Origin of the sequence: Chitinophaga sp. CF418, from assembly GCF_900142925.1 — a bacterium.
Taxonomy (GTDB): Bacteria; Bacteroidota; Bacteroidia; order Chitinophagales; family Chitinophagaceae; genus Chitinophaga.
The window spans coordinates 441,948-468,755 of record NZ_FRCN01000002.1 but is presented as its reverse complement, the minus strand read 5'-3'; the positions used below and the strand labels follow the sequence as shown (position 1 = coordinate 468,755).

The 26,808-nt window shown below is 44.2% G+C and carries 21 protein-coding genes and 1 tRNA gene; 10 read left to right on the top strand and 12 right to left on the bottom strand.

Going from position 1 to position 26,808, the window contains the following annotated elements; all coding sequences use genetic code 11:
- Positions 1–14: 14 nt before the first annotated feature.
- Positions 15–683 (top strand): Type 1 glutamine amidotransferase-like domain-containing protein, encoded by a 669-nt coding sequence (locus F3I09_RS06525; protein ID WP_149694237.1) that lies wholly within the window; start codon positions 15–17, stop codon positions 681–683.
- A 254-nt stretch (positions 684–937) separates the two neighbouring features.
- Here F3I09_RS06525 and F3I09_RS06520 read toward each other — a convergent pair whose 3' ends face one another.
- Genes F3I09_RS06520 through F3I09_RS06510 form a run of 3 tightly spaced genes read right to left on the bottom strand, consistent with a single transcriptional unit; the run spans position 938 to position 5,363 of the window.
- Complete coding sequence (locus tag F3I09_RS06520) at positions 938–3,409, bottom strand: DUF2357 domain-containing protein (protein WP_188133710.1); 2,472 nt, start codon at positions 3,407–3,409, stop codon at positions 938–940.
- Positions 3,406–5,037: an McrB family protein gene (locus F3I09_RS06515; RefSeq protein ID WP_149694235.1), complete on the bottom strand. Its 1,632-nt coding sequence runs from the start codon at positions 5,035–5,037 to the stop codon at positions 3,406–3,408. Before F3I09_RS06515 ends, F3I09_RS06520 begins: the two co-directional genes overlap by 4 nt.
- Positions 5,034–5,363: a nucleotide pyrophosphohydrolase gene (locus F3I09_RS06510; protein WP_149694234.1), complete on the bottom strand. Its 330-nt coding sequence runs from the start codon at positions 5,361–5,363 to the stop codon at positions 5,034–5,036. The genes F3I09_RS06515 and F3I09_RS06510 overlap by 4 nt, the downstream gene beginning before the upstream one ends.
- A 557-nt stretch (positions 5,364–5,920) precedes the next feature.
- Here F3I09_RS06510 and F3I09_RS06505 point away from each other — a divergent pair.
- Positions 5,921–7,696 carry an ATP-dependent endonuclease gene (locus F3I09_RS06505; RefSeq protein ID WP_149694233.1) on the top strand — a complete coding sequence of 592 codons (1,776 nt, stop codon included), beginning with the start codon at positions 5,921–5,923 and terminating at the stop codon, positions 7,694–7,696.
- A 73-nt stretch (positions 7,697–7,769) separates the two neighbouring features.
- Here the strand turns inward: F3I09_RS06505 and F3I09_RS06500 are convergent.
- From F3I09_RS06500 to hflX, 4 genes are all read right to left on the bottom strand, one after another.
- Positions 7,770–7,843, bottom strand: a tRNA-Asn gene (locus F3I09_RS06500).
- A 72-nt stretch (positions 7,844–7,915) separates the two neighbouring features.
- On the bottom strand, positions 7,916–9,511 hold the full coding sequence (locus F3I09_RS06495; protein WP_223233151.1) for a glycosyltransferase family 39 protein: 1,596 nt from the start codon (positions 9,509–9,511) through the stop codon (positions 7,916–7,918).
- A gap of 69 nt (positions 9,512–9,580) precedes the next feature.
- The gene (locus F3I09_RS06490; RefSeq protein ID WP_149694232.1) at positions 9,581–9,919 is read right to left on the bottom strand and encodes a Rieske 2Fe-2S domain-containing protein; all 339 of its coding nucleotides are present in this window, start codon (positions 9,917–9,919) and stop codon (positions 9,581–9,583) included.
- Positions 9,920–9,921: 2 nt separating this feature from the next.
- The gene (hflX, locus tag F3I09_RS06485) at positions 9,922–11,115 is read right to left on the bottom strand and encodes a GTPase HflX (RefSeq protein ID WP_149694231.1); all 1,194 of its coding nucleotides are present in this window, start codon (positions 11,113–11,115) and stop codon (positions 9,922–9,924) included.
- A gap of 136 nt (positions 11,116–11,251) precedes the next feature.
- On the opposite strand from hflX, the gene F3I09_RS06480 reads away from it, so the two are divergent.
- Positions 11,252–13,279, top strand: coding sequence for a S9 family peptidase (locus F3I09_RS06480; RefSeq protein WP_149694230.1), 2,028 nt, complete (start codon positions 11,252–11,254; stop codon positions 13,277–13,279).
- 87 nt (positions 13,280–13,366) lie between these two features.
- Complete coding sequence (locus F3I09_RS06475) at positions 13,367–14,155, top strand: enoyl-CoA hydratase-related protein (RefSeq protein ID WP_149694229.1); 789 nt, start codon at positions 13,367–13,369, stop codon at positions 14,153–14,155.
- A gap of 112 nt (positions 14,156–14,267) precedes the next feature.
- Here the strand turns inward: F3I09_RS06475 and F3I09_RS06470 are convergent, their stop codons facing one another.
- Positions 14,268–14,966 (bottom strand): outer membrane beta-barrel protein, encoded by a 699-nt coding sequence (locus tag F3I09_RS06470; protein WP_149694228.1) that lies wholly within the window; start codon positions 14,964–14,966, stop codon positions 14,268–14,270.
- A 171-nt stretch (positions 14,967–15,137) separates the two neighbouring features.
- Here F3I09_RS06470 and F3I09_RS06465 point away from each other — a divergent pair, with 171 nt between their 5' ends.
- Both F3I09_RS06465 and F3I09_RS06460 read left to right on the top strand, forming a co-directional pair.
- Positions 15,138–16,184: a hypothetical protein gene (locus F3I09_RS06465; RefSeq protein ID WP_149694227.1), complete on the top strand. Its 1,047-nt coding sequence runs from the start codon at positions 15,138–15,140 to the stop codon at positions 16,182–16,184.
- 9 nt (positions 16,185–16,193) lie between these two features.
- Positions 16,194–16,739: a metalloprotease family protein gene (locus tag F3I09_RS06460; protein WP_149694226.1), complete on the top strand. Its 546-nt coding sequence runs from the start codon at positions 16,194–16,196 to the stop codon at positions 16,737–16,739.
- Positions 16,740–16,805: 66 nt separating this feature from the next.
- On the opposite strand, the gene F3I09_RS06455 is transcribed toward F3I09_RS06460, so the two are convergent.
- The 4 genes from F3I09_RS06455 to gcvT all read right to left on the bottom strand — a co-directional run bounded on the left by F3I09_RS06455 (position 16,806) and on the right by gcvT (position 23,147).
- Complete coding sequence (locus tag F3I09_RS06455) at positions 16,806–20,549, bottom strand: DEAD/DEAH box helicase (RefSeq protein WP_149694225.1); 3,744 nt, start codon at positions 20,547–20,549, stop codon at positions 16,806–16,808.
- A gap of 182 nt (positions 20,550–20,731) precedes the next feature.
- Entirely contained in the window at positions 20,732–21,460 is a 729-nt protein-coding gene (locus F3I09_RS06450) for a 2-phosphosulfolactate phosphatase (protein WP_149694224.1), read from the bottom strand.
- Positions 21,461–21,550: 90 nt separating this feature from the next.
- On the bottom strand, positions 21,551–22,024 hold the full coding sequence (locus F3I09_RS06445; protein ID WP_149694223.1) for an SRPBCC family protein: 474 nt from the start codon (positions 22,022–22,024) through the stop codon (positions 21,551–21,553).
- A gap of 34 nt (positions 22,025–22,058) precedes the next feature.
- Positions 22,059–23,147 (bottom strand): glycine cleavage system aminomethyltransferase GcvT, encoded by a 1,089-nt coding sequence (gene gcvT, locus F3I09_RS06440; protein ID WP_149694222.1) that lies wholly within the window; start codon positions 23,145–23,147, stop codon positions 22,059–22,061.
- A gap of 309 nt (positions 23,148–23,456) precedes the next feature.
- Here gcvT and F3I09_RS06435 point away from each other — a divergent pair, with 309 nt between their 5' ends.
- The 4 genes from F3I09_RS06435 to F3I09_RS33990 all read left to right on the top strand — a co-directional run bounded on the left by F3I09_RS06435 (position 23,457) and on the right by F3I09_RS33990 (position 26,609).
- A complete protein-coding gene (locus F3I09_RS06435) occupies positions 23,457–25,079 on the top strand; it encodes a M20/M25/M40 family metallo-hydrolase (protein ID WP_149694221.1) in 1,623 nt (540 codons plus the stop codon).
- Between the two features lie 37 nt (positions 25,080–25,116).
- The gene (locus tag F3I09_RS06430) at positions 25,117–25,518 is read left to right on the top strand and encodes a hypothetical protein (RefSeq protein ID WP_149694220.1); all 402 of its coding nucleotides are present in this window, start codon (positions 25,117–25,119) and stop codon (positions 25,516–25,518) included.
- 51 nt (positions 25,519–25,569) lie between these two features.
- A complete protein-coding gene (locus tag F3I09_RS06425) occupies positions 25,570–26,256 on the top strand; it encodes an NUDIX domain-containing protein (protein WP_149694219.1) in 687 nt (228 codons plus the stop codon).
- 170 nt (positions 26,257–26,426) lie between these two features.
- The gene (locus F3I09_RS33990; RefSeq protein ID WP_188133709.1) at positions 26,427–26,609 is read left to right on the top strand and encodes a hypothetical protein; all 183 of its coding nucleotides are present in this window, start codon (positions 26,427–26,429) and stop codon (positions 26,607–26,609) included.
- The last annotated feature ends 199 nt before the right edge of the window (positions 26,610–26,808 follow it).

Here is a 26,808-nt window from a genome sequence, read left to right as displayed (position 1 = left end):
CAAAGAAAGAAATTATGAAACTTCTCCTCACTTCCGCCGGCATCAGCAACCCGAGCATTCACGACGCGCTGGTTGACCTCTTGGGCAAACCTGTTGCCGAAGCAAGCGCCCTTTTCGTACCGACGGCGATATACGCTCTGCCCAATGGTACTGACATCGCACGAAAAGTGATTTGCGGATCAATGGGCGACCCTTTCTGCGATCTGGGTTGGAAGTCGTTGGGCGTGCTGGAGCTCACTACGCTGCCTAGCATTAATCAAAACCTTTGGATTCCCATGCTTCAGCAAACTGACGCCTTGTTGGTCGGTGGCGGCGACTGTCAGTATTTGTGTTACTGGCTGCAGCAGTCCGGTCTGGCAGATCTATTGCCGTCCTTACTGCATAAGATGGTCTATGTAGGCTTGAGCGCCGGGAGTATGGTGATGACCCGGTATGGAACAACCTACAATGGCCATACACTGCCGGCGGAAAGCAATAAATCGCTGGGGCTGGTCAATTTTGCACTGCATCCTCATTTGGATCATGAGTCGTTTCCGGAGAATTCACTGGACAACATTGAAAAGCTGGCAGCCACGATATCCGTACCGTCATATGCGATTGATGATCAGACCGCCATTAAAGTGAACGAAGGCACTATTGAGGTCATATCCGAGGGCCACTGGAAGCTGTTAAGCAATAAATAAGAAGTTACTTACCTACAAAGACAAACAATATCAGGTACGTAACAGTGAAGAAGTATCGAGGCTTTTCTTGCTGATCCTGCAATTAGACAATTATCTAGCCAGTTGATGAATGATTATCGCCATCACCACTTAAAAATAGTCAAGTATTATGACCATACAATGAGTCTGTCAAAATGTACACTTTTTGCTGACTCCCTATCCCGTTTAATACTATGCCTCTCTATTTGTCGAAACATTAATCAGCAATGTTAGGGCTATTGGAAAGGCCGACTTTCCCCGTTAGCATTTTCAGCGCCTGTGATGGTCCCCGCGATAGCTATCAATTGATCCAATACTTCATTTAACGATCGTATCGAATTATTTTGTTTATAATGCAGATCGGGGAACTTATCTGATGACAAAATTCTTAGTCCTTTAGCGTGGAACTCAACTAAAGAAGGGTCATCGACTCCCTCAACCCATTTGACTTTAAATTTAATGCCATACGTTTTAAGCTCCTGATAGAGTCTTGCAGAGCTGGCATTAGTCAGATAAAAACAGTATTTATCTGCCTGTGGCGCTTGTAAATATCGGTTAAGGCCTACCCTTGTTGTGTATCTGAACTTTAAAGGAGTTATTTTCTCCGGCATCGACACTAATTCTATATCCCTCAAAGAAAACACAATATATTGCTCATCTCTATGATCCCAGGAGGTACCGACCTTCCTAAGTTCATTCTTTGTCATTATTTCCCATTTCTCCACATTACAAAGAAAAGCCTCTTTAGTGCCAGCTTTGCAAATAAGCATCCGTTTCGTCAAAAATAATTTAGAGTTTATGTTTTTCTTATAGGGAATATGATAAATAAGTTTTTGCGTTAAAAAATCAATTCGCTCCTGCTGGCTTGCTTTCTGTATAACACCGATTGTCACCCATTCAGTCCAAGCATCCTTATTTTTTACATACTCTGTATCATCTATTCCAATAAATTGTTCAAAAAGTGTCTCCGGTTGATGCTTATTTATCAACTTATTCAAAAACTCGCTCACCAGGGAGGACTTACTAGGGAGGAACGGCAATGCCCCGATGTTTACTGCCTCAATGCTGTTAAAGAAAATATTTTCTCTGAACTTTTCTTCGGATAACGGGTAGGGATATAATATAATACCTCCCAGGTTTTTTGTGGCTTTCTTGTATGAAGAGCTAGCCGCTGGCTCTGTATGTAAAATCGCATCACGATAACGATGTAACTGTCCTATTGAATCTTCCGGGGCATTGAAGCACCCCTTCTCCTTATCGGTACTGCTATCAAACCGGTATTTTGCATCAAACAGGTACCAAAAGGGCGTTTCATAATTTCTCTTAGTAAATTCTATGGAATAATCGGGACATTGATTATACGTGAAAATTTTCTTCTTGTCTTTTTTAAATGACTTATGGAAGTATATAGACGTTGTTTCTCCTGTATCAGCTTTTTTAAACGTAACCCTCGACTCTTCTCCTTTTTTTAAGTTAACACTATACTTACCATCCTTTATTTTAATCAGGTCTTGATAATCTATTTCAACCGTATTTTGCTCCTTTAGAATCTGCACCAGCTTCAGAAAACACCAATATTCATATAAAACATCAATGTTCTTGGGATCAATCTTAAATATATCGCTGTTATCCAATTCCAACCCTCTTGTCAGCAATATATATATATGCATAAAATCCCTGTATCCAGCCCCTCTCGTAAGCATTGTTAAGGAATGTGGCTTTTCTTCAAATTTACCAGCTTCTTTATAAGGAGAGGTTTGCAATAATCCCTGGAGTCGTCCCAGATTCCGTTGCATTTTTTTAACCAATGCGGCATGATTACCTGATCGGGAAGCGTTTTCTATATGTTTTATAAATTCCTTTAATCTTTTTATAATCCCTGTAACCGCCGAGACAATAAATCGGTTTTCATACGTATTATAGGTTACTTGCTTATTGGATGACAATGCATGCGAGTAGCTTCTGTCTGGGAATACATTGATACCTCTCTGAAGATTATTAGCATACCTCCCATTTTTAACTAGCCAGTTTAAATTTCTTTTTGAAGCCGATTTTATTTTTTCAACTGGCAGAACCTGTTCAGGTCGTTCTATTTGATGTTTAGGTTGACGCTTAATAACTTCAAGGCTAATAATCAATTGATCAAATAGTGCGTCCAAAATATTCCACCATTCATTTTCAATCGGCTGGCCTTTTATTTTCGCCCTGCTTTTCCGAAAAGTATCCTTTAGATAATCATATGCCAGATTATAAACAATGCTGGAAATATCAGCCATCATAGCCTTGTAATCCGACCGGTAGTCCATCTTCTGGGGAAAAACTTCCGTCACCAATTCAAAAATTGACTTATCGTTTGCATCTAATAATTCAATTTTTGTTCCTCCTACTTCATTTGCAAAAGCGAATTCGCCGGTAAGCAAATGACTTAACCCACTTTTCCAAGATTTTTTAATTCCCCGGTTATTAACTCGCAATTCAAATGGTGCAGAAAAATTGCTCTCCTGGTTAATGTGGTAAGAGTAATGGATTTTTTGCCATTCAAAGAAATAAAAAGGGGCGTCTTCTAGCTCTTTCCCAAATCCTTTTAAACTAAACGCGATATCCGGACCATTATCTGGATGATAAAAATCCCATTGGGGCTTGAGTATCTCCAGTTTGAGTACACCCCAGCCCTCATTTTCAAATTTATATATCTGATGATCGCTCACGGCCAAAAGTGTGTAATACGATCTTCATCAAACCGTTTCAACATAAATCTTATTTTTTCCAGTGACAACGGATATTTTGGGTTTTCACCTTCGGTCTTTTGGTTTTCTAATTTCTTCAGCAATTTATTCAGTATGCTCTGAACTCTCTCTGAACTACCCTCTATACGTGGGAGTACTTTTTGCATTAATTGAAAATCAAATGCTGTACTATCATCAACTAATTTATCTTTCTTATTATTAAGCAGGTAGAATGCAATTTCATCCCTTACCCTATACGCAAAATGCAAACCGCCCTCCTTAAGTATGTTATTTATCTCTATCAGCAACCCCATATCCTTAGTTAAACTCTTCTTGTCATCGGCCGTCAATTCCGAAGCATGCAGATAAGTAGTTTTTAAGAAATCATTCTCGATACCAGATAGCTCTTCCAATCGAACGTTATTATCTTCGCCCCAAAGCAGATCGATACTGTTCATTTCAATAGTATTGGCCCTATCCAACACTTTCCTGGAAAAAGTGTGAGTCGTTTCATCCATATTAACTGTACCGATAAGATATAGGTTATCAGGCCAGCCTAAGACTTCGAACTCCTTTCTATTCCTGGCGCCTGTTAACATTTCATGTCTTAACAAGGGGTCCGTGATTATTTCCCCGTTCTGATCCCATTCTCTTGTTTCAATCACACTCAGGAAATCACTAAAATAGTGCTCTACTCTTGCGAGGTTCATTTCATCTAAAATGAAAAAAAATGGCTTCTTCTTATCTCCCTTAGCTTTCTGTATTGCCAATAGTAAATCCTTGGCGATAAAGTTGCCGTCCAAAGAGGTATAGCCCAACAGATCACTGCCATCTGCCCAATCAGGCCTCACAGATACCTGTATCACATTTTCCTTTAACCCAATAGCAGCGGCAAACTTCCTGGGCAACTGAGTTTTACCTGTTCCTGAAACACCAGCCAATATCACAAATGGTTTCGTCCGTAAGGCGAGGTAAAAATTAGCAATCTCCTCAGTCTTATATTGAAACCCTGTACCTTTGATATAGTTATGAACATGGTCTATTATCTGCCGGTTGGACATAGTATTTTTCACCACGGCTTTTCTTAAGTTTTGATGATTTTCCGAATATGTAGCTATAAAATTTTCCAGTGAGCCGAATTCATCAAGGATCCGCTTGGTTTTAGCTTCCGCAATTCTTGTAAAGCCCTGAAATCTTTTTGGTAAATATTCCTCTGTATCACTTAAGGGCAATGGAGGGTCTATAATTTCAGGTTTTGAGAAAAAATACATGTATTCCCATAGTTCTCCCTCTGCACTTTCTCCCCATAGTGCTCTGGCTAGTTGTTTATTGCGTACTTTTAATATGATGCGGGCAACATGATGAATTTTTAAGTCCCAATAGGTCAGGATACGATCTCCCTCTTCCATTTTCTCCCAATACAGTATGCCACGGCCCGGCCGGGATCCCCAACAGTAAAAACCGCTTCCATCTGACCGGCCAAATAGTGTATTAAAATCTTCCGGGGCTAAATGTTTCCTCAGGATATCAACATCAACGCTATTTAATACAGTATCTCTAAAATGTTTTTGTGCATCCTTCTCAGCTGCCGTAAAAACAAAAAAATTCATAGATCAGTATATTTCTTTGCTATCCCTTTTGCTTTATCAATAGGATAATTTTTCTCATTCATTTTTACTTTCTCAAGAATGATCTGCTTTATATCAAAAGCATAGTTATTCGCTAACAACAAGGCAAATATGAATACGTCCGCCAGCTCCTCTTTTATTTTATTCTGGTCCGCTTCGTCTGCATTCTTCCAGAGAAATTGCTCCAATAACTCACCCGATTCAATACTAATAGCCAATGCAAGATCTTTTGCATTATGAAATTGCTCCCAATCCCTTTCGTCCCTGAACTTTTTCAGTAATACCGTTATTTCCTCCAGATCTGTCATTTATTTGGTTTATAAAGCCTCATTATGATTAAAGATACCGATTTATGAACACCCATTTATTAATATGTGCAGCCAAAATTCAAAATTTTTAATAGGCTAAATCAAATAGGGGATGCTTAGAAAAGGGGGATATAGATATTTAGCGGCAAATCCAGGTTCCAAAAGACTTTCTGGGTTTTAAAATTGCCTGAATTTCGAACATGGAGGTGAGTAATGCTAACAGGAAGGAGAGATACCGTAATCTATAATGCGTGTCTAAGGCCTTGAAGTGGAATAAAACAAAAAAGGCAATCATCTCTGATTGCCTTTTTTGTTTTATTCCCCTAAAGTTACGGATATCTAACAATATCCTGCAAGATTTGGTTACATTCAGCACTTTAGCAGTGCCAACATAATGACAATTCGGCATTGAGATAGTTGAGTGTTTTTTTGCTCAAGACTGTCCATAATCCTATTAAAGCCCTTCACTTAAAGACTAAAAATCAGCAATTTATAAATTTATTGTATTTTTGGTGACAACGTGTGATGCTCTGTAAAACACCACAATAGACTTTACAATGGCACACAGAATTTCGCAAATTAAGATTGTCAATTACAAATCGATTGTCGCAGAAACTTTTGAGCTTTCGAATTACACCCCTCTTGTCGGATATAACAATGCAGGCAAGACTAACATTTTAAACGCCATCAAATGGCTGTTGAGGAAAAATAGTCTCTCATCAGAAGCTTTTTATGATCCAGCCCTGCCTGTTGAAATGGAAGGATCTATCGAGGATATTGATAATAATATCTTGCAACAACTAACACAAAATCATAGAACTTCTATCCAACAGTATATTGTCAACGGCAAATTACAAGTTAAACGCATTCAGAATCAACCCAATGCAGCTTCGGCTGATGTAAAATTATGGGTCTTTAATCCAGCAGCTACTGATCCCGCTGATCCATGGGTATCAAATCCTACCGGAATAGATAACGCAATAAATCTACTATTCCCTGAACCAATACACATAGGTGCAATGGAAAACTCAGAAGAGGATATTAGCAAATCCAAAACAACCACTACAATTGGAAAATTATTGGCTGAGATAATTGGGCCTATTGAAACTCAATATGGAGCTCAGATATTAGGACATTTAGCCGGCTTAAAAGACTTATTAGATGCGGAGGGTGTAAATCGCGCAAACGAATTGACGCAATTTGATACAGAAGCAAATAGGAAAATTGATATTTTTTTCCCAGATGTAAATATTAAAGTTCATGTCCCTACACCTGAAATAAAGGAGGTATTTGGAAAGGGGACAATTCGGGTTTACGAAAATCAAGCGCAGATTGGAAAAGATATATCAGCATTGGGAAATGGTGCTCAGCGCTCGATACAAATGGCACTAATCAGACATTTGGCAGAATTGAAACGAGGCAGTCAAGCACAAGCGGGTACAACTCTGTTGCTAATCGACGAACCTGAACTTTATCTTCATCCTCAAGCGATCGAAGTTGTAAGAGATGCTCTCAAATCGCTATCTACCCAAAATTACCAAGTAGTGTTTTCTACGCATTCTGCTGTAATGATAACTCAAGATGATGTTGCTGATACAATCTTAGTACGGAAAAATCTTGCACAAGGAACACATAAAAAGCAAACCCTAAAAGCAGCCATTCCGCAGGTGGTACAAGATGCTCCCAGTCAGATGCAACTACTCTTCGCTCTTAGTAATTCGACTAATATATTATTCTCTGAGAAAGTAGTTTTGTCAGAAGGTAAAACCGAGCAACGGCTGATTCCAAAGATCGCCGAAAAGGTAACTGGTAAAACTTTAGGGCTTCACAAGACGGCATTTGTACCAATGAACGGCAGCGGTAATACTCAAAAATCTATTAGGGTTCTTGATGCGATGGCTTTACCAACTAAAGCTATTGTTGATCTAGACTACGCTTTTAAGCAGGGAATTAGTAACGGGCATCTACCGGCTGGTGATCCCGATATTACTGCATGTATTCAACATTTGGGTCATATAGCTGTCGCAAAAGGAATTACACTTGGTACTGACAACTTACCAGCAAAGAGTTCTACACTTTCGGCCGCACAGGGATTCTCGATATTGGCTGCAGAACCTACAGTCTCTCAGAATATTGACAATATTCACGGTAAACTACTTGCCCAAAATATTTGGATTTGGAAAAAAGGTACTATCGAAGATCACTTAGGGCTCACGAGCAAAGATGAAGCAACTTGGGCGAATTTTTGTAATCAGCTAAAGACAACCACATTACAAACACTTGTGCCAGATCATACAGGGGTGGAAAACTGTATCTCTTGGATGATAAGTTAATCCAAAAGATATCCGATCGTGATACATGACATAAAAATAAAAGGTCTGCAATGCAGACCTTTTATTTTGAGTGCTCCCCCTGCTGGACTTGAACCAGCGACCCTCTGATTAACAGTCAGATGCTCTAACCAACTGAGCTAAGGAGGAGTGTTTTTCCCGTTTCGGGATTGCAAAAATAGACAATTTTTCATTTCTGCAAAATTCTTTTCAGATTTTTTTTCAAAACGAATCCACCAATACCAGCAAACGCCTATCCACTGCGGAATCCCGGGTATAAAAATTCACAAATTGCAGGTCAAGTCTCGTCACCGGGAAGTAAGGAAAGGCCTGCAATACCTTACAACGATGCCCCAGGGCAACCAGTGAATCTTTATACTGAGGAGTAGTGTAAACAAGCAAAGGACCAGGAGGTAAACTGTCATATATCAGCCGGGGAGCATCCAGATAATACTCCAATGAATAGGAATGCGCCCGGTAAAACCCAACTGCTCCTCCTTTAAGGTGCTCATTCGCATAAAATGCAGCCGCGCTTCCACTTTGGTAACGCAACACATCCGGATAGAACAGCCCGTTTAAAAAAAGATTCAGCGCTACACTCGCCAGGCAGGTGCGGAAGAACACCCTCGCTATTCCTTTCAATGGCAGCCATATAAAAACGCCTGTTACGATCACGATCAATACAACTGCCACAAAATTGATTTGAGGCCGGTAAAGCGCCCATAAACCAGGAATAGCAACAGCTATTATACCGATGATGACATACTGTGTAATACGGAAGGCCTTTTCTTTTTTAATAGACAGGATATACTGTACTGTCAGGATCGAAAAGAAAGGAAAAATAATATTCAGGTAGTGCGGCAACTGGAATTTAGACAATGAGAACAACAGAAAAGTAATGAGCGCCCCGCTGATGCAATAATATTCCCGTGCCTGACGCCCTTTCCGGATAAAGGCGATCACCGCCACATACAGGAAAATAGACCAGGGCAGGAAGGCCCAGAGCACAGTATGCAGGAAGAATGACGGATCACCACTGCCCTTGATAGGTCCTGAGTTCATGAACCGCCCGAACTGACTATCCCAGAAAAAGAAGCGGATGCCCGATACCCCGGTCTGTCCGAAAACAACCTTCTCCGGATGAGCATCAAATTGCTGGTATAATGCATATAACTCCGGCGTAATGAACACACAGACCAGCATAGCTACAATCAGCCAGCGTACGTGAAACAATTCCCTCCACTGCTTTGTGAACACAAATTGCCCTATCTGGGCAAATCCTATCGGCACCAATGCAAAAGGTCCCTTTGTCATTAGGGCAAAGGCGGCCAGCAATGCCCCCGGGAGCAATTGCCGCTTGTACAGATGATATACACTTCCGATGATCAGCCCTGTAAGGTAAGGCTCTGCACGAACGTCTGTACTGGATATAACAAGATGTTCAGCCGTCAGTAGAATACAGACTGACCAGCGGGCTACCTGCTCTCCGTAAAGATCTTTCGCGAAACGGTAGGTATAAGCTACTCCCAACATCAGGAATAAAAAAGCGGGAAACTTGTAAGCAAAGGTCGTAAACCCAAAGAGATGATAGGAGAGTGCCGCCATCCAGAAAGGGAAATGGGGCTTATCCAGCCAATCCTGGCCATCAACAAACAGGTTCAGGTAATCATGATGCTGCACCATATGTTTGGCAATGCCGGCATATAAAGCGCCATCAGGCTCCATAATAGTAACCGGCAGACCGCTGATATGTACAAAGATCAGCAACCCGATCATCCACAGGCTGACTTTCTTTTCTGTAACAGAAGATAGTGACATGCGCAAAAGTTACAGCACTGCTGCCACTTCCACAAAGCCCAAGGGGAGTTTAATCGAAAATTAACAGGGTTACCAACCGAAAAGACTGGACTTCTCGAATCCTATATACAGACCATCTTCCCGCTGCTCCAGCGGATACGTCTTCAGGTAAAAACCTTCCCCACTGCTGTTGTATCCGTTCTTAATGTTAAACCGGTACCTGTGCAGCGGACATACAACATTACCGGCATCATCTATAAAACCATCTGCCATGATACCGCTTGCATGCGGACATTTATACGCAAATGCATAGATCTGCTGCTCATATAGGGTATAACAGATCTTTTTGCCGTGGACCTCTATTACACCTATCTCTCCCTCCCTTGCATACAGGTCTGATAAACGATGCCAGTTGTATTGTTTTGCCATGTCTAATAAAAATACTCGCTCTTGTATGGGTAACGTTCCCTGTATAGGGTCACAACTTTATCCATGATAGTCTGACGTAGTTCATCAATATTCTTACGCTCTAAAGCGGATATGAACACACAATTGCCCTGTGTCCTGGTTTCCCAGTTCTCTTTCAGCTGGTTCAGGATGTCCTGTTTAATATCATCAGCCAGCCATTTGTCAAACGTCTGCTGCTCATACAGATCCATCTTGTTAAAGATCATGATGCTGGGCTTGTCGAAAGCCTTCAGATCATGCAGGGTACGGTTCACCACTTCCACCTGGTCTTCATACTGCGGATGGGAAACATCTACTACATGCAGCAGTATATCACTTTCCCTTACCTCATCCAGTGTAGATTTGAAACTCTCTACCAGGTGGTGGGGCAATTTGCGGATAAACCCTACAGTATCGCTCAGCAGGAATGCTGTCTGGTCAAACACCACCTTACGGGTAGTAGTATCCAGTGTAGCGAACAGTTTATTTTCGGCAAATACCTCGCTCTTGCTCAGCAGGTTCATGATAGTACTCTTTCCCACGTTTGTATATCCTACCAGGGCTACACGAATGTATTCCCCGCGGTCCTTGCGCTGGGTAAGCGACTGTTTGTCAATCTCAGCAAGACGTTTCCTCAACAGGGATATTTTATCCTTGATGATACGACGGTCCGTTTCAATTTCCGTTTCACCCGGACCACGGCTACCAATACCACCTCCCTGTCTTTCCAGGTGACTCCACATCCCTTTCAGGCGGGGCAGGATGTACTGATACTGCGCCAGTTCCACCTGTACTTTCGCCTGAGCCGTACGGGCACGGCGGGCGAAGATGTCCAGGATCAGGTCACTACGGTCTATCACCTTCACATTCAGCACCTTCTCTATGTTGGCTATCTGGGAGCCCGTCAGCTCATCGTCAAATATGACAAGGTTGATATTTCTGCCGTTAATAAAGTCCTTAATCTCTTCCAGCTTACCCTTTCCCACAAAAGTAGCCCTGTCGGGATGAGACAGTTTCTGGGTAAATCGCTTTACAGTAGTAGCGCCGGCGGTCTCCGCAAGGAACACCAATTCGTCCAGGTACTCCTGTACCTGACGCTCTGATGACTGCTCCTTATGAATCAATCCCACTATAACCGCCCTCTCTTCCTGTTGTACAACTTGTTTCTTCTCAATCAAAGTTTATAAAAATTTACTGCAAAGGTATGGAATTAGTCCATAGCCCCATAGCGGCAGGGTATAGCCGATAATCAGCCGGCCCTGGCTCTACAAGTGACTATTTTACCTACATTTAGTATCCAAACAAAATCTGAACATGCATAAATCACTTTTGTTAACATCACTTTTTATATCAACTATGGCAGTGGCCCAGCAGAAAATGACGCCTGAGCTGCTCTGGCAATTGGGCAGAGTCAGCGGGGAAACAATTACGGCAGATGGTAAAACAGTTATCTATGGCGTTTCGCGGTATAATATCGCGGAAAATAAAAGCGAAAAGAACCTTTACGCCATCCCCCTTACAGGAGGCGCTGCTAAACAGATCACTACGGAACCCGGTGCTGAGGGAGATGTCAGCGCTATAGCCGGACAAAAGATCAGATATTCCTATAAAGGTCAGCTGTGGGAAGTCGATGCCGATGGCACCGGAGCGGCCCAGATCACTCATGTTGAAAGTGGATTACAGAATATCCGCGTTTCCCCTGATGGTAAACATCTTCTGTTCTCTAAAGAAGTGAAGTTAAAAAAAGTGGCTGGCAGCGATTTCTATCCTGATCTTCCTAAATCCAATGTGCAGATATACGACAATCTCAATTACCGCCACTGGGATACCTGGGAAGACGGCAACTACCAGCATGTATTTTATGCCACCTACGAGAATGGTCAGATAGGCAGTCCCGTAGATATTATGGAAGGTGAATTGTACGACAGCCCGCAGATGCCCTTCGGCGGCTCAGAAGATATGATCTGGAGTCCCGATGGCAAAAGCATCATCTACGTTGTCAAAAAGAAATTCGGTAAAGAATATGCTGTCAGCACCAACACTGACATTTACGAATACAACCTGGAAACCCGCACTACCAAAAACCTTTCTGAAGGACTGGCCGGCTATGATGTAGCTCCTTCCTTCAGTCCCGATGGCAAATATCTGGCCTGGCTGGGTATGGCAAAAGATGGTTTTGAGGCAGATAAGAACGACATCATCGTACTGGATCGTGCTACCGGTAAACGTACCAATCTTACCAAAGACTGGGATGGTACGGTTGCTTCCATTTATTGGAACAAAGAAGGCAGGCAACTGCTTTTTCTTGCAGTGGTAAAAGGTACGGAACAATTACTGGAGATCACCCTGCAGAAAGATATAGCTGCCACCACCACTAAAAATATCCGCCAGGTAACAGAAGGCGACTTCGATATCAGCGGCATCATTGGTCAGGTTGGAAATACACTTGTGGTATCCCGTACTGATATGAACCATGCTGCAGAACTCTTTACGCTGCAACTGCCTAAAGGCACCCTGCAGCCACTCACTACGGTGAACAAAGAGACCTACGACAAAACCGGCATGTGTAAAATTGAAAAACGCTGGATCAAAACTACAGACAACAAAGAGATGCTGGCCTGGGTAATATTCCCACCCGATTTCGATCCTGCTAAAAAATACCCGACATTATTATACTGCCAGGGAGGCCCCCAGTCTGCCCTTTCCCAGTTCTATTCCTATCGCTGGAATTTCCAGCTGATAGCTTCACAGGGTTACATTGTGGTCGCACCTAACCGTCGCGGTATGCCCGGACACGGTGTGGAATGGAATGCCGCTATCAGTAAAGACTGGGGAGGACAACCTATACGCGACTACCTCAGTGCCATTGACGCTGTAAGCCAGGAACCCTATGTAGATAAAAACCGCCTCGGCGCAGTAGGCGCCAGCTATGGTGGCTACTCTGTATATATGCTGGCGGGTACACACAATAATCGCTTCAAATCTTTCATTGCACATGATGGTCTTTTTGACCTGAAAAGCTGGTACGGCACTACTGAAGAACTATGGTTCGCTAACTGGGATATCGGCGCTTACTGGGACGCAGCCAACGCAAAAGTTTACAAAGAATTCAATCCCAGCGAATATGCCAATAAATGGAACACACCTATCCTGATCATCCAGGGAGGAACAGACTTCCGTGTAGGCATTGAACAGGGCTTGCAGGCCTTCCAGCTGGCACAGCTGAAAGGCATCAAAAGTAAACTGTTGTATTTCCCTGAGGAAAATCACTGGGTGCTGAAAGCACAGAATGCCCTGGTATGGCAAAGGGAATTCTTCCAATGGCTGAAAGAAACACTGTAAAAAATAACAGCGTATTAAGTACCAGCAGTTCAGCATTGCTGGTACTTAATACCTGATTGATAAATTATTTATAAATTCCCCAAAGTTATGTTCACCTCTCTCTTGCTGAATGTCCACGAAGGCATTGCCACTATCACTCTCAATCGCCCGGATGTCTATAACGCGTTTGACGATCCGCTGAGTTATGAATTACAGGATGCCCTTAAACAGGCAGAGAAAGATGCTGCCGTCAGGGTAGTAGTATTGACCGGCGCCGGTAATAAAGCCTTTAGCAGCGGGCAGGATCTGAAAGCTGCTTTAAATGGGAATGGCGGAAAACGCGATCTGGGAGAATCGTTGCATAAACGCTATAATCCTATTATCAGGGCTATACGGAATATGCCTAAACCTGTTATCTGTCAGTTGAACGGCATTGCAGCCGGAGCAGGTTGTTCCATCGCCCTGGCCTGCGATATGATCATTGCCAGCGAAACGGCAGCCATGGTGGAAATATTCATCAATATTGCCCTGGTGCTGGACTCAGGATCATCCTACTTCCTGCCACGCACTGTCGGCTATCACAAGGCTTTTGAGCTGGCCACCAAGGCTACGAAACTCTCAGCAGCAGAAGCGCAGCAACTAGGCTTTATCAATAAGGTGGTAAAACCGGAAGAACTGGAAGCCACCGTACATGCAGAAGCATCTTTTTACGCCAATGCGCCTACCAAGGCTATTGCCCTGCTGAAAAAGATGCTGACAAAAGGCATGACCGAAAACCTGGACGCAGTGCTAGATTATGAGGCTTACTGCCAGGAAATTGCCGGCAATACTGCCGACAACACCGAAGGGATACAGGCCTTCCTTGAGAAGCGTAAACCTGTTTTCAAGGGTAATTAAAGCCGGCCGGCTCCATAGCTGATCGCATATTACAACACACTGTTAATAAAAGCGGAAAGGGCGCCTCTTTGACGAGACGCCCTTTCCGCTTTTAATATTTCTATTCGGCAGATTATAAGCCGCTGAGCATAAATCCGAAGGAATATGGATTCACGTCATAAGTACCGTTATCCTTGAATATACCATTCAAAGCATAAGTACCATATAATGCGAAGTTACCGTAACCAACCCTTGCAGTACCTGCAAAACGCCATGTATTGAAGAGACGTTTGCTGGCTTCTTTTTCAATCAGTTTTGAACCATTTACATTGCTCACTGAACGCGTATGTGCATTCACCAGGTTACCTAATTTCAGACCCACACCCACTTTAAAGCCTTTGTTTGCATTCTCAGGAACCTGACGATAGCGCAGTTCCAATGGTATTTCCAGGTAAGTAGCTGCCAGCTTGAACTTGCTGTAAGCAGTAGTTTCCTGGAAATCAGGAACAGTAGATGCATTTCTTAAGTCCAGGCTCATTTTACTCAGATGGTAATGATCAGACCCTATTCCCAAACCTGCCGCAAGGCTGAAATTAGTTTTCTGCAAAGGAATATCGTACATAAATGCAATATTGAGCTGGCGGTTAAAACCAGTATTAATACCACTAGCTCCCGTACCAGTCAATCCAACATATCCCAACTGAATCACTAAGAAATCCTTGGAATGTGTGGCTGCTCCCATAGCTGTATTAGCAACCGCATTCTTGGCATCCTGTGCAAAAACGCCAAAAGAAGCCGCCATTAGTCCCAGCGAAAAGAATAATTTCTTCATGTTTAAGTATAAAGTCTTGAAAAAGAATATTAGGCAAATTTAATGGAATAGGAATAAAACAAAGGGTTAAAATATTTATAAAATATTAGCGCCTGTTTGTATCTCTATCTACCCCCTTTCCGAATACCGTTCTAAAAACATATCTTTCAGCTGTATAATATGTTACAACCTATGGAAGAATCCAGTAACCACATAAACCGGCGTGCAACAGGGTGTGCTAAATGTCACAACCCCAAATATGAACGTGGCTATAAGGTGCGGCTTTGCAAGAACTGCCGGCGGGAATTGTCCCGGTACCCCATTACAAGAGAAGTTATCTGGGGAGCATTAGGGGTAAGCGTTATATTGCTGCTTGCCTTATTCCGTTTACCCACTTACTTCAAAGCAGGGGTCGATTATATGAAGGGTGTACAATTTGCCAAAGAACGTAGATACACCAGTGCTGAAAAGATCTTTACCGCCACACTACAGAAATATCCCGAACATACCAGCTCTGTTGTGCACCTCATCACTGCGGCTTATTTCAATGATGACCTGTCCCGTGCAGACAGCCTGTTGGCCGTACTGACAGACAAGGCAAAAAACTTAGATGATACGGACCTCATAGAAGAGCTTAGCGTTATAACAGATAATAGTCAGTACTACAATATTCAGGACCATACAATTGACAGCTTGCTGAATACATTGGTGACCGATACCCCTGCCTGCCGTAAATTACTGGAAGATTATCTGCTTAAAGCCCCCCATGACCTTGCAGCTGCGGCTAAACTGGCATCCGTTTACCTTGATATCAACAATTATAAGGGAGTCGATAGCCTGTGCAGAAAAGCAATACATGATGCTCCGCTATTCAGGCCGCCATATTATATAATGCTGGCGTCCTTAAAAGAGCAGAAAAAATATAAAGAGGGACTTGATCTTTCACAGCAACTACTCGTGCAAAACAAGGAATCCCTGTCCGCCCTCGTTATATTTACTACATTCCAGCTTAAGCTAAAAAAAGATAAGGAAGCCCTGATCTCTGCCCGGCAGGCATTTGATCTGGCGCCGGATACTCCGGAAGCACTCACAACTCTTTCCCTTGCCTGCCACTTTAATCACCAGCAGGAAGAATCCAACCGCATTCTGGCAAAACTGAAGAACATGCCTGCTAAGGATAGCAGCCAGCTGGAAGAACTGCAGAATATCATAACCGATAAAACTCCCTACAGGGACTAAAATAACTACATGAACAGGATACCTGGCGTTTATCTGGCCTTAATCACTTTTCCGGGTGTAGTGGTGCACGAGTTTGCCCACCAGCTCTTTTGCCGCCTTTGCGGAGTAGCGATCTTCGATGTAAAATACTTCCAGCTGGCTGATCCCGTAGGATATGTACAGCATGAACCAGTAAAGAAACCGATTCACCAACTGCTCATTAGTGTAGGTCCTTTCATTGTCAATAACATACTGGCGCTGGCAATTGCCTTCCCGGCGGCCATACCTGTATTCATGTTCAATGATGGCTCACTCTTCGACTTCCTGTTGTTGTACCTGGGACTCTCCATCGCTATGCATGCCTTCCCAAGTACCACAGATGCCAAAGTTATGTGGGAAGCGATCTGGCACGGAAAAGATACACCGTTATGGCTAAAGATCATTACCGTTCCAATCACAGGCCTGATCTATGCGGGCGCCATGGGTTCTTTGATATGGCTTGACCTGGTCTACGGAATGGGCATCGCCTTCGGATTACCCATACTGATCATTGATTTCTTTTCGCGGGTGATGTAAATCTCATAAAAAAAGAAGGACGTACCGCTAACTGGTACGTCCTTCTTTTTATCAATAAGTCTTGCATTAACTGAACAGGTAAAGCACATCTTCCTTGGTGAGCTTCTTCACAAATCCGGAATCATCTGCAATGATCTCCTTCACCAGTGATTTTTTCCGCTCCTGTAATTGCAGGATCTTCTCTTCCACAGTATCCTTACAAATCATACGATAAGCGAAGATATTCTTCGTCTGACCAATACGGTGAGTACGGTCGATGGCCTGCTGTTCTACCGCCGGGTTCCACCAAGGGTCTACGATATATACATAATCAGCCGCTGTCAGGTTAAGACCCACACCACCCGCTTTGAGGGAGATCAGGAATACCCTGCAGTCATCGTTGGACTGGAAATTCTGTATCGCGCGTTCGCGTTCCGTTGCAGAGGTGCTACCGTCGAAATATTCGAACGGTATCTTCATATGCTGCAGCTTCTCTCTGATCAACCCGAGCATACCCAGGAACTGGGAGAAAATCAGCACCTTATGATTACTGATGTTCTCAGACATTTCACGGGTCAGCTCATGCAATTTCACAGAATGGTTCGGATATTGTTCCGCCTCATTCAGGATAGCCGGTGAGTCGCATATCTGGCGGAGCTTCATCAGACCTTGCAGGATGGTCAACTGAGAGCGTTCCATCCCCTGATCTTCAATTACACCCAATATTTTTGAACGGTAAGAGTTCCGGTATGCATCGTAAATATGCCGCTGCTCTGCATCCATCTCGCAGAAGATCACAGTTTCGATCTTCTCCGGCAGCTCTTTCGCTACCTGCTCCTTGGTACGGCGCAGAATGAACGGATAGATCAGTTTACGCAGATGGTCTTTACGTTCTTCATCCTGAAACTTGTCTATCGGTGTGGCAAACTCGTTACGGAAGAAGTCGACACTTCCCAGCATACCCGGATTCAGGAAGTTCATCTGGGCATAGATATCAAATGTGTTATTCTGCATAGGCGTACCGCTCAATGCCAGTTTATTCTTGGTATTCAGCAGTTGCGCCGCTTTAGTCACTTTACTCTGCGGGTTCTTGATAGCCTGCGATTCATCCAGTACCACATAGTCCAGATCCATCTTCATCAGTGTCTGAACGTCACTTCTCAGAGTACCGTAAGTAGTGATCAGGATATCAAACTTCAGCAGCTCTTCCACCGTTTTCAGGCGGGTAGGACCGTGATGGATATGATAGGTCATACTGGGCGTGAACTTCTTGATCTCATTTTCCCAGTTATAGATCAAGGTAGTAGGACATACTACCAGCGCAAGGCATTTACCATCATGCTTATTCTTATAATGCTGGATAAATGTCAGTGCTTGGATAGTCTTACCAAGACCCATATCATCTGCAAGGATACCTCCCCACTTCACTTCGTCCAGGTAATTCAGCCATTGGAAGCCGCTTTCCTGGTAAGGACGCAACGTTGCCCGCAGGTTATGCGGCAGGGCTATATTCCGGATCTCGTCAAACTGCAGCAGTTTACGGCGCTTCTGTTCCAGCTCCAGTAATATCGCATCATCATCAATGAACTCAAACAGCTCATCAATTACACTGAAATTGTATTTGCTCAGCTTCAGTGCGCCTTTATCTTTTTCCTCCCCAATCTTGAACAGCAGGGAGTATTTCTTTAACCATTCTTCCGGCAGCAATCCCAGAGAACCGTCTGCCAGCTGTACATAATTCTGCTTACCCGCCAGCGCCTGCTTGATATCCCGTATGCTCACCTTCTGATCACCATAGGTCACTTCGATCTGTGCGTCAAACCAGTCAATACCAGAGCTGATCTGAAGGTTGGTCACCGGTTTGTGGGCGCTGAACTTAAAGTTCTTCAGGTTCTCAAAACCGAATACCCGTACATTCATTTCCTTCAGTGTATCAAAGAACAGGAAGAACCAGTTGTTCTTCAGTGCCTCTTTAGCCTTCAGGAAAAAGTAATTATTTGTGTTAGGCTGGAAGAAATTGGTATGCAGCGTACTCAGTTTATCTACAAACTGTTGTTCTGCTTCTTTATTCCGGTGGATGATCAGCACCTTATTCCCCTCCTGTACCGTTATCCTGCCATCATCATTCCAATCGACTTCCTGTCCATGATAGGCAAATCCCGGCTGAATAATGAAGGTTTCACCAACCTCGCGCAGGAATACCCGGCATTCCGGCAGGATATCATCCACTTCCGCCAGCAATGAATTGTCAAACTGTATCTGGTACTGTTTGCTTAATGGCAGTAGGTAGTCCTGCAAATAGGTGCCCCACTGGCCGGCAGGAATGCGGATACGTCCGTTCTCGCGGAACAATTCTACGTGTAGGGCATCCTGTGCATTTTCAAACAGGTAAAGCACATTGTTCTTAAGGAACAATATAGAGCTATCCCACTCATTATCAGATACATTTACCATCTCGCCTTCTATGAGGACGTGGCAGGTCACTTCAATAACGTCAGCGGAAGCGTGTGTTTTGAAGATAGGTTGTAACCTGTCACCCGCCAGATGGACAGGCTGCAGATTCTTTGTTTTGAACTGCTGCCGGTTAGGTAACAGGAACAACAGGCCATGTGCCGCTATCTGCGGGAACAGTTTAGCCAGTTTTGGATGCAGGTATTCCAGCATCAGCTCCTTTGTTTCCGTTGGCAGGGCAGACTCATTATCATCGTGGGTGATGTTTTCCCAGATGCCCGCAAAAGGAGAGTTCTTGCTCAGAAACTTGCTGACCTCCATTCCCTGAACCTTGCGGACTGGGGTAATCAGGTCACGATCAGCTTCTTTATACTGGTAAAAGTCTATGTATTTGGAGAGATCCAGTTTATTGACCAGGGAGACAAAAGCACTCTGTTCCTCATTTACTTCACCGCTTACCAGGTCTATCCGGAAGAAAGGATACAACTGCTCATTGGCATTAAACACAACGCCTATGCGCTGGGTGATAGCTGCAGCGACTTCTGGTGGCGGGGGAGGAACTGGCTGCCTGCTGGCCAGGGCGCCGTCAACCCTTTTGATGCTGGGATCGAGCACCCGCAGGAAAGGCTTACCCTCCATGTAGGAGAAAGTGAACTTCCCTTCCAGGTTATCATCGAGCGAATAACCGTATAAGGACAAGAGTTTGTTCTTTTCCTTATCCCAATTACGCAATGTGTCAAAATAATATGGCCCCTGACTATTCAGCAGATGCAGGAACAGGGCGGTCTTATGCTTACACACAGCATGTTCTGTTTCATCGCAGGTGCAATGTGTATCAAAGAAACGCTCTTCGTTGCGCTGTATGATCAATGGGTATTCCTGTCCTTCGTATTTAAGGGTCGCCTCTACTTTTTCATCTTTCGCAGCAGTGATCTTAAAGTTCTTTGCAGATTTTGATATTTTCTCAGCCTCCGCAAATATCTCAGTAGACGTGAGCAGTTTGAGCGATTTTTGGTCTATGAACTTCATTTTCACCAGCGTATGCTGCTGGTTATATTGCGTATCATAGCTTTCAAAATGATTCTTATCCAGCATTTCCTGCAACTGGAACATAGCAGCAGCTTCATGCCGGCAGATATCTCCAAGGTTGTAGGGACACTGGCAACGGACAGACATATTGCCCGTTTCATGATATTTATTGATGGAAACGCGATAATAATTTGCATGGGTATCGCTCTTTACCCTGAAAGTGGCTGATTTGAGAATAGGATCAGCTTCTAACAACTCCACACCTCCGGTCGCAAAGATGCGCTTCCCCCTACGGATCACCTCATCGGTTCCGTTATTATATACATATTTCAGTAGCTGGGGCAGCGACATAGTTTCAAATTGCCTGCTTTATAAACCAGCCGGGTTAAAAGCTAAAATATTTAGCAGCTGATGAAAAGGCAATTCACAAAAGTACGCAGAAAAATCCTAAAAAGCTAGAACATGAGTAGCCTTAGCGCTACAATGTATCACTTCCAGAAACAAACACTTTATAAAAAGAATTTATCTTGCAGCTATTCTGCAGCCACAAGCTCTCCATCTCTAAATATGGGCAGTACGTTGGCGCCATCAGGTGTGAGACAATACCGGATATCTTTCTCCAGACCATACTTCGCCAGGCGCTTATAATGGGACGCCTGTTTCATGATCTCCTGAATATTATCTTTTGATACCTGATATAGGGTCTCTGCGGCAATGGCAGAATCACAATCCACGGTAAAGTGTTCCCTGATACGGTTTACTACAGCCCCTGCAAACAGGGTATCCTCCATATTAACACGGTCTTTCCAGGCTGCACATCCCAGTATGACCGGTTTACCCTGAGCTACAAGGTGGTCACACACAGCTGAAAGATTCGGAAATGAGCCTGTAATGATCTGGATGGCATCTTTAGCCATATGCAACAGCTTGGTGCCATTTGTAGTGGTCAGCACCAGTGTCTTGTCCTGTATAAATTCACGGGGATATTCAAAAGGGGAGTTCCCATGCAGCAGACCTTCCGCAATCTGTCCATCCCGTTCACCGGCTGTAATGGCATTCGCTCCCAGCCGTTCGCCGATACTGATACATTCCGGTACAGAAGCTACGGGTATCACCCTGGCGGCGCCGTTATACAATACCGTACAAATCGTGGATGTAGCCCTCAACACATCAATGATCACCACGATACTGTTCTTCACATCATACAAGTGTAACAATGCCGGTGATAAACATACTTCTAAAGTCGGTTTCTGCTGTTCCATTGTCCTATTTAAATATCAACATGAAGATCCGGGAACTGAACAATGTTATATGTCAATTCCCAATTCCCGGTTCTTCATCCTGATTATTCATTAATCTAATATCACTCTCCACTTCTCGGTCTCCGCATAATCTTTAATCACCTGGTTCCGCAACATTAGCAGGTTGGTCATGTATTTGTACAGGTAAAACCGTTCAAACAATCTGCCCAGCCAGCCATAAGGTGTTCCGAACTCCATGACATCAATTGCTACGGTACCATTACCTATTTCCTTAAAATGATGCTCATGTTTCATATAGGTAAAATCCCCTGCCACCATCTCATCGCAGAAATACTCTGTTTTACGCATTTCCGTGATGCGGGTGGTCAGCTGCCTCACCTTACCCAGGTGTTTGGCCTGCCAGGTTACCGTTTCATCCAGATCAATCAGTCCGTTGGTACGGCCGCTGATCGCTTCCTCATGCATATGCGCCATACTGCGCTTATGCAGTGTAATGCTCCTGCTCAGGTCAAAGACCCGCTCCAGCGGAGCATGAATTACGGTTGTGATATGAATTGTAGGCATAGAATAGATATGGTTTTTGCAATTATATGCTAACTTAACTTAAGAATGGCACCTTTACAACTCTGGCTTTCAATAATTTGTCCCTTACTGCGATAAATATTTCTGAATCCTGGGCGGTAAATGCGGTATTTACATATCCCAGGCCAACTGCTTTCTGCAGGGAAGGCGACTGTGTACCAGAGGTAACTTTGCCTATTACCTTGCCAGCGGCATCCTTGATCTCGTAGTCATGACGGGGAATACCTTTATCCACCATTTCAAAGCCTACCAGCTTTTTGCTCACGCCTGCCGCTTTCTGCTGTTCAAATTTACTGCGGGAAGTGAATTCTTTTGTAAATTTTGTAATCCAGCCCAAACCTGCTTCCAGTGGGGAAGTAGTATCGTCAATATCGTTTCCGTAGAGGCAGAAACCCATTTCCAGTCGCAGGGTATCACGTGCACCCAGGCCGATCGGTTTCAGTCCTTTAGGACCGCCTACTTCGAAAATGGCATCCCAGATTTTCTCGGCAGCACCATCTTTATCTTCAAAATAGATCTCAATACCACCTGCACCGGTATAACCCGTAGCGCTTACCAGTACATTTGGCACACCGGCAAATTCGCCCTTGGCAAAGGTGTAATATTTCAGATTCACCAGTTCAATGCTGGTCAGCGGCTGCAGTATGCTGGCCGCATTAGGTCCCTGGATTGCCAGCAGGCAGGTTTTATCGGAAATGTTGTGCATTTCCACACCTTTGGTGTTATGCTTGCTGATCCAGTTCCAGTCCTTCTCTATATTGCTGGCATTTACCACCAGCATATATACCTTGTTTTCTTCGATACAATATACCAACAGGTCGTCCACAATGCCACCTTCGTCATTAGGCAGAGAGCTGTACTGTGCCTTTCCTGCGGTCAGTTTGGAGGCATCATTGCTGGTAACACGTTGGATGAGGTCCAGCGCATTCTCCCCCTTCAGAATGAATTCACCCATGTGGCTCACATCAAACACCCCTGCATTATTCCTGACAGCGAGGTGCTCATCATTAATACCCGTATAGGAAATCGGCATGTTATACCCTGCAAAAGGAGCCATCTTAGCGCCCAGCGCTATGTGCTTGTGTGTAAATGGTGTGTTCTTCATAAATTTAATGATCGGTTCTGTTTTGGGTATGTTTTTAGGTTCAAGTTTTGTTTAAGCCCCGCAAAAATAGGCTGATTTTCCAAATTCAGCAGTCAAATAGTGATTTTGGTGCAATAATTGCCTTCTGGAATGATGAGCACCGCCAGTGAATCATCCTTACCTGCAACGGTATATGAACAACTTTGAGCATGAAACTGTTATTAGCAATCGGCACTTTCATTGCTAATCAACCACTTAGATACGTATCTTTGCAACGAAAAGACCTGGTCTGCCAGCTCTTTCAGTAGACTTTTTAAAAACTCAACAACTGTGAAGCATACCATATGCCTGTTGGCGCTGTTATTACCCTTTACTCATGAGCTGAACGCCCAAAAGAAAGCCGATCGTAAGACGCTGGGTAACCTTCAGGCCCATATTACCTTCCTGGCAAGCGATAAACTCGATGGCCGCCGCACTGGCACTCCGGGAGAGCAACTGGCTGCAGAATATATATCTGCCCAGATGAAGCTGGCAGGCCTTACTCCCAAAGGCGACAGTGGATATCTGCAGACATTTCCAGTAAGCGAAGGCAAACTGATAGCCACCTCTTCACTCCTCACCGTCAATAAAACCACCTTCACTCCGGGAGAACAGTTTATTCCCCTTCCTTTCAGCGCACAGAAAAGCGCCAAAGGCGATGTGCTGCGCGATGTAAATGAACCGGAAAATATCTGGCTCTTTAATGTGAAGGATTTTGAAATGCAACCACATGCAGATCCCCTGGAGATATACAGGCAAAATGCCCGGGAAGCGGCCAAGGCTGGTGCGACCGGTGTAATCTTCTATAATGGCGATGAGCCCCCGCAGGATGTTCAGAAATGGCTATCCGCGGCTATCGATCCACTCACCATTCCTGTAATGTGGGTGAACAGCGAGACCAGCAAGCTGCTTTCCGAAGCAGAAGATCTTCGGATAAACATGCAGGTGACCTTTACCGCCGGCAGGCGTACCGGCACTAACGTGGTTGGTTATATAGACAACAAAGCTGCCAGCACTATCGTGATCGGCGCCCATTTTGACCACCTCGGACATGGAGAAGATCAGAATTCATTAGCTCCCAATGATAAGACCATCCACCACGGCGCCGATGATAACGCCAGCGGAACAGCTGCCTTACTGGAACTGGCCAAACTGCTGAAAGCTTCCCGCCTGCAGAAATACAACTACCTGTTTGTCGCTTTCTCAGGAGAAGAACTGGGACTGTTCGGCTCCAAATACTTTACCGAACATAGCTCCATCGCACTCGGCACCTTCAACTACATGATCAACATGGACATGGTAGGACGGCTGGACCCTGCCAAAGGATTGCAGGTAGGAGGGATAGGCACCTCACCGGCATGGCCCACGCTGCTGCAACAGGCCATCCCGGCGGAAATACGTACCACATACGATTCCTCCGGTACCGGGCCCTCAGACCATACTTCTTTTTACCTGAAAAATATCCCGGTGCTATTCTTTTTCACGGGTACACACAACGACTATCACAAACCATCTGATGAAGCAGCCAAGATCAACTATGCAGGCGAATTAAGCGTGATAAAGCTGGTATATACGCTTGTGGAGAAAACCAACAATATGGATAAACTGGCCTTCACCCGCACACGCGATAAGCAGCCAGCCGCTCCCTCCAGCGCCCGGTTTACCGTGACACTGGGTATCATGCCTGATTATACCTGGCAGAAATCAGGGGTGAGAGTAGACGGCGTGTCTGATAACAAGCCGGCAAGTAAGGCAGGCATCCTGACCAATGACGTGATCGTTGAACTGGGATCACACACCATCATAAACCTGGAAGATTATATGCAGGCGCTTTCAACCTTCAAAAAAGGAGATAAAACCACCGTGAAAGTCAGGCGGGAAGACAGCGAAAAAGTATTTGATGTCCAATTCTGACCGTTTTATAATATCTTGCAGCCCTTAATATCGTTGTATGAAGCCTGTTTTGTTCATATTAGGTGCCACCCTCTTTTGTGTTTCGTGTAATCAGGCACGTAACAAGGGAGAAGACACTTCCGGTTATGACATCATTACAGAAAAGAGCTATGTGGTACGCAATGTGAAACCCGTTAGCGGAGATCCACAGGTAGACTCCATACTGCAACGTAAACAGGAACTGACAGGTTATCTTGAGCGCCATGGTTTTGTACGTCACGTAGCTGGCAAAGACAGTCTTCTCTTTCGCCGGAATAACAGACAGGAAGTGTTTATAGAATTGCCGCCGCCGGCAAACGCACAGGAGGCAAACCTGATCATTGCATTTGATCCGATGAAAAATCCCCTGTTCATTAATCTGAAGAAAGACACTACACAGGTGGAACAATACATTAAATAGTGAGTATATGCCGGAATCAACCAAAACCGGCCATAATCTTTAGAACTGGATTTGGAACCTAAGCAAAATATAAGACTTTGTGTAGATGCGGTAGTCTTTGGATACACCGCCAAAGAGAGCATTTCTGTATTACTCATCAAACGTACCATTCCCCCATTCATGCACCGCTGGGCATTGCCCGGAGGTTTCGTAATCGACGGTGAAACACTGGAAGAAGCAGTGACCCGCGAGCTACAAACTGAAGCGGGTGTACACATTAACTACCTGGAACAACTCTACACCTTCGGTCAGCCGGAACGTGACCCCAGGGGCAGGATAATATCCGTGGCTTATTTCGGCCTGGTCAACCCAACCAACTTCAAGCTAGCCGCCAGCTCAGATGCTGAAGATGCTAACTGGTTTGATATCAAGAAACTTCCTGACCTGGCGTTTGATCACTCCGCGATCGTTGAAGCGGCTGTAAAACGGTTAAGGGCCAAGATCAGGTATGAACCGATAGGGTTTGAACTCCTCGATCAGAAATTCCCGATCTCGGACCTGGAGAAACTCTATGAAACGGTCCTCGACCGGCCTATTGACCGCCGTAATTTCCAGAAGAAGATCAATCACCTCGGCATTCTGGCGGGGCATAATGAAAAACAGAAACACCCTTCTGCCGGCAGGCCCGCAAAGCTCTACAGCTTTAACGAGGAGCGCTACTTCCAACTGAAGAAAGAAGGAATCACATTCGAGATCTGATCTTTTTCGTCATCGAACTATAAGCCGTCTTCACAGCTACACATAAAAAAACCCCGCCATAAGCGGGGATTTAGTGATAATATTATGTTTCCGTTTATTCCGCTCTCAGGCCTTTAACCGGGTTCGCCATCGCTGCCCTCACTGCCTTGTATCCCACCGTCAGCCATGCTATGAACAAAGACACCTTTTCAAAACCCAATGATTTTATTCCTGACAAACTACATCTGTTTGATAACTACCCGCGTACCAATCACCAGCAGCCGGACAATAATAAACTGAAATACCACCAGGGCCCGGCGCAGGGAAATACCACCTACAGATCTGCTACTGATCCTGCTTTTGATGGCCATTAAAGTATTGAAACCACATACCCATCCTTTCTTTCCTGAAGAGATTCATTGCAAAGTTTTTCCCGGAGGCGCAGACCAGCACAACACATTCAATTTCAATTTATTCCTCTTAATTCAGTGTTATCAGGACATTATTTGTGTAATTATTACGGAAAATATTTTGTTTATATGTTTAAACCTATATATATTTGTGTAGAAGATA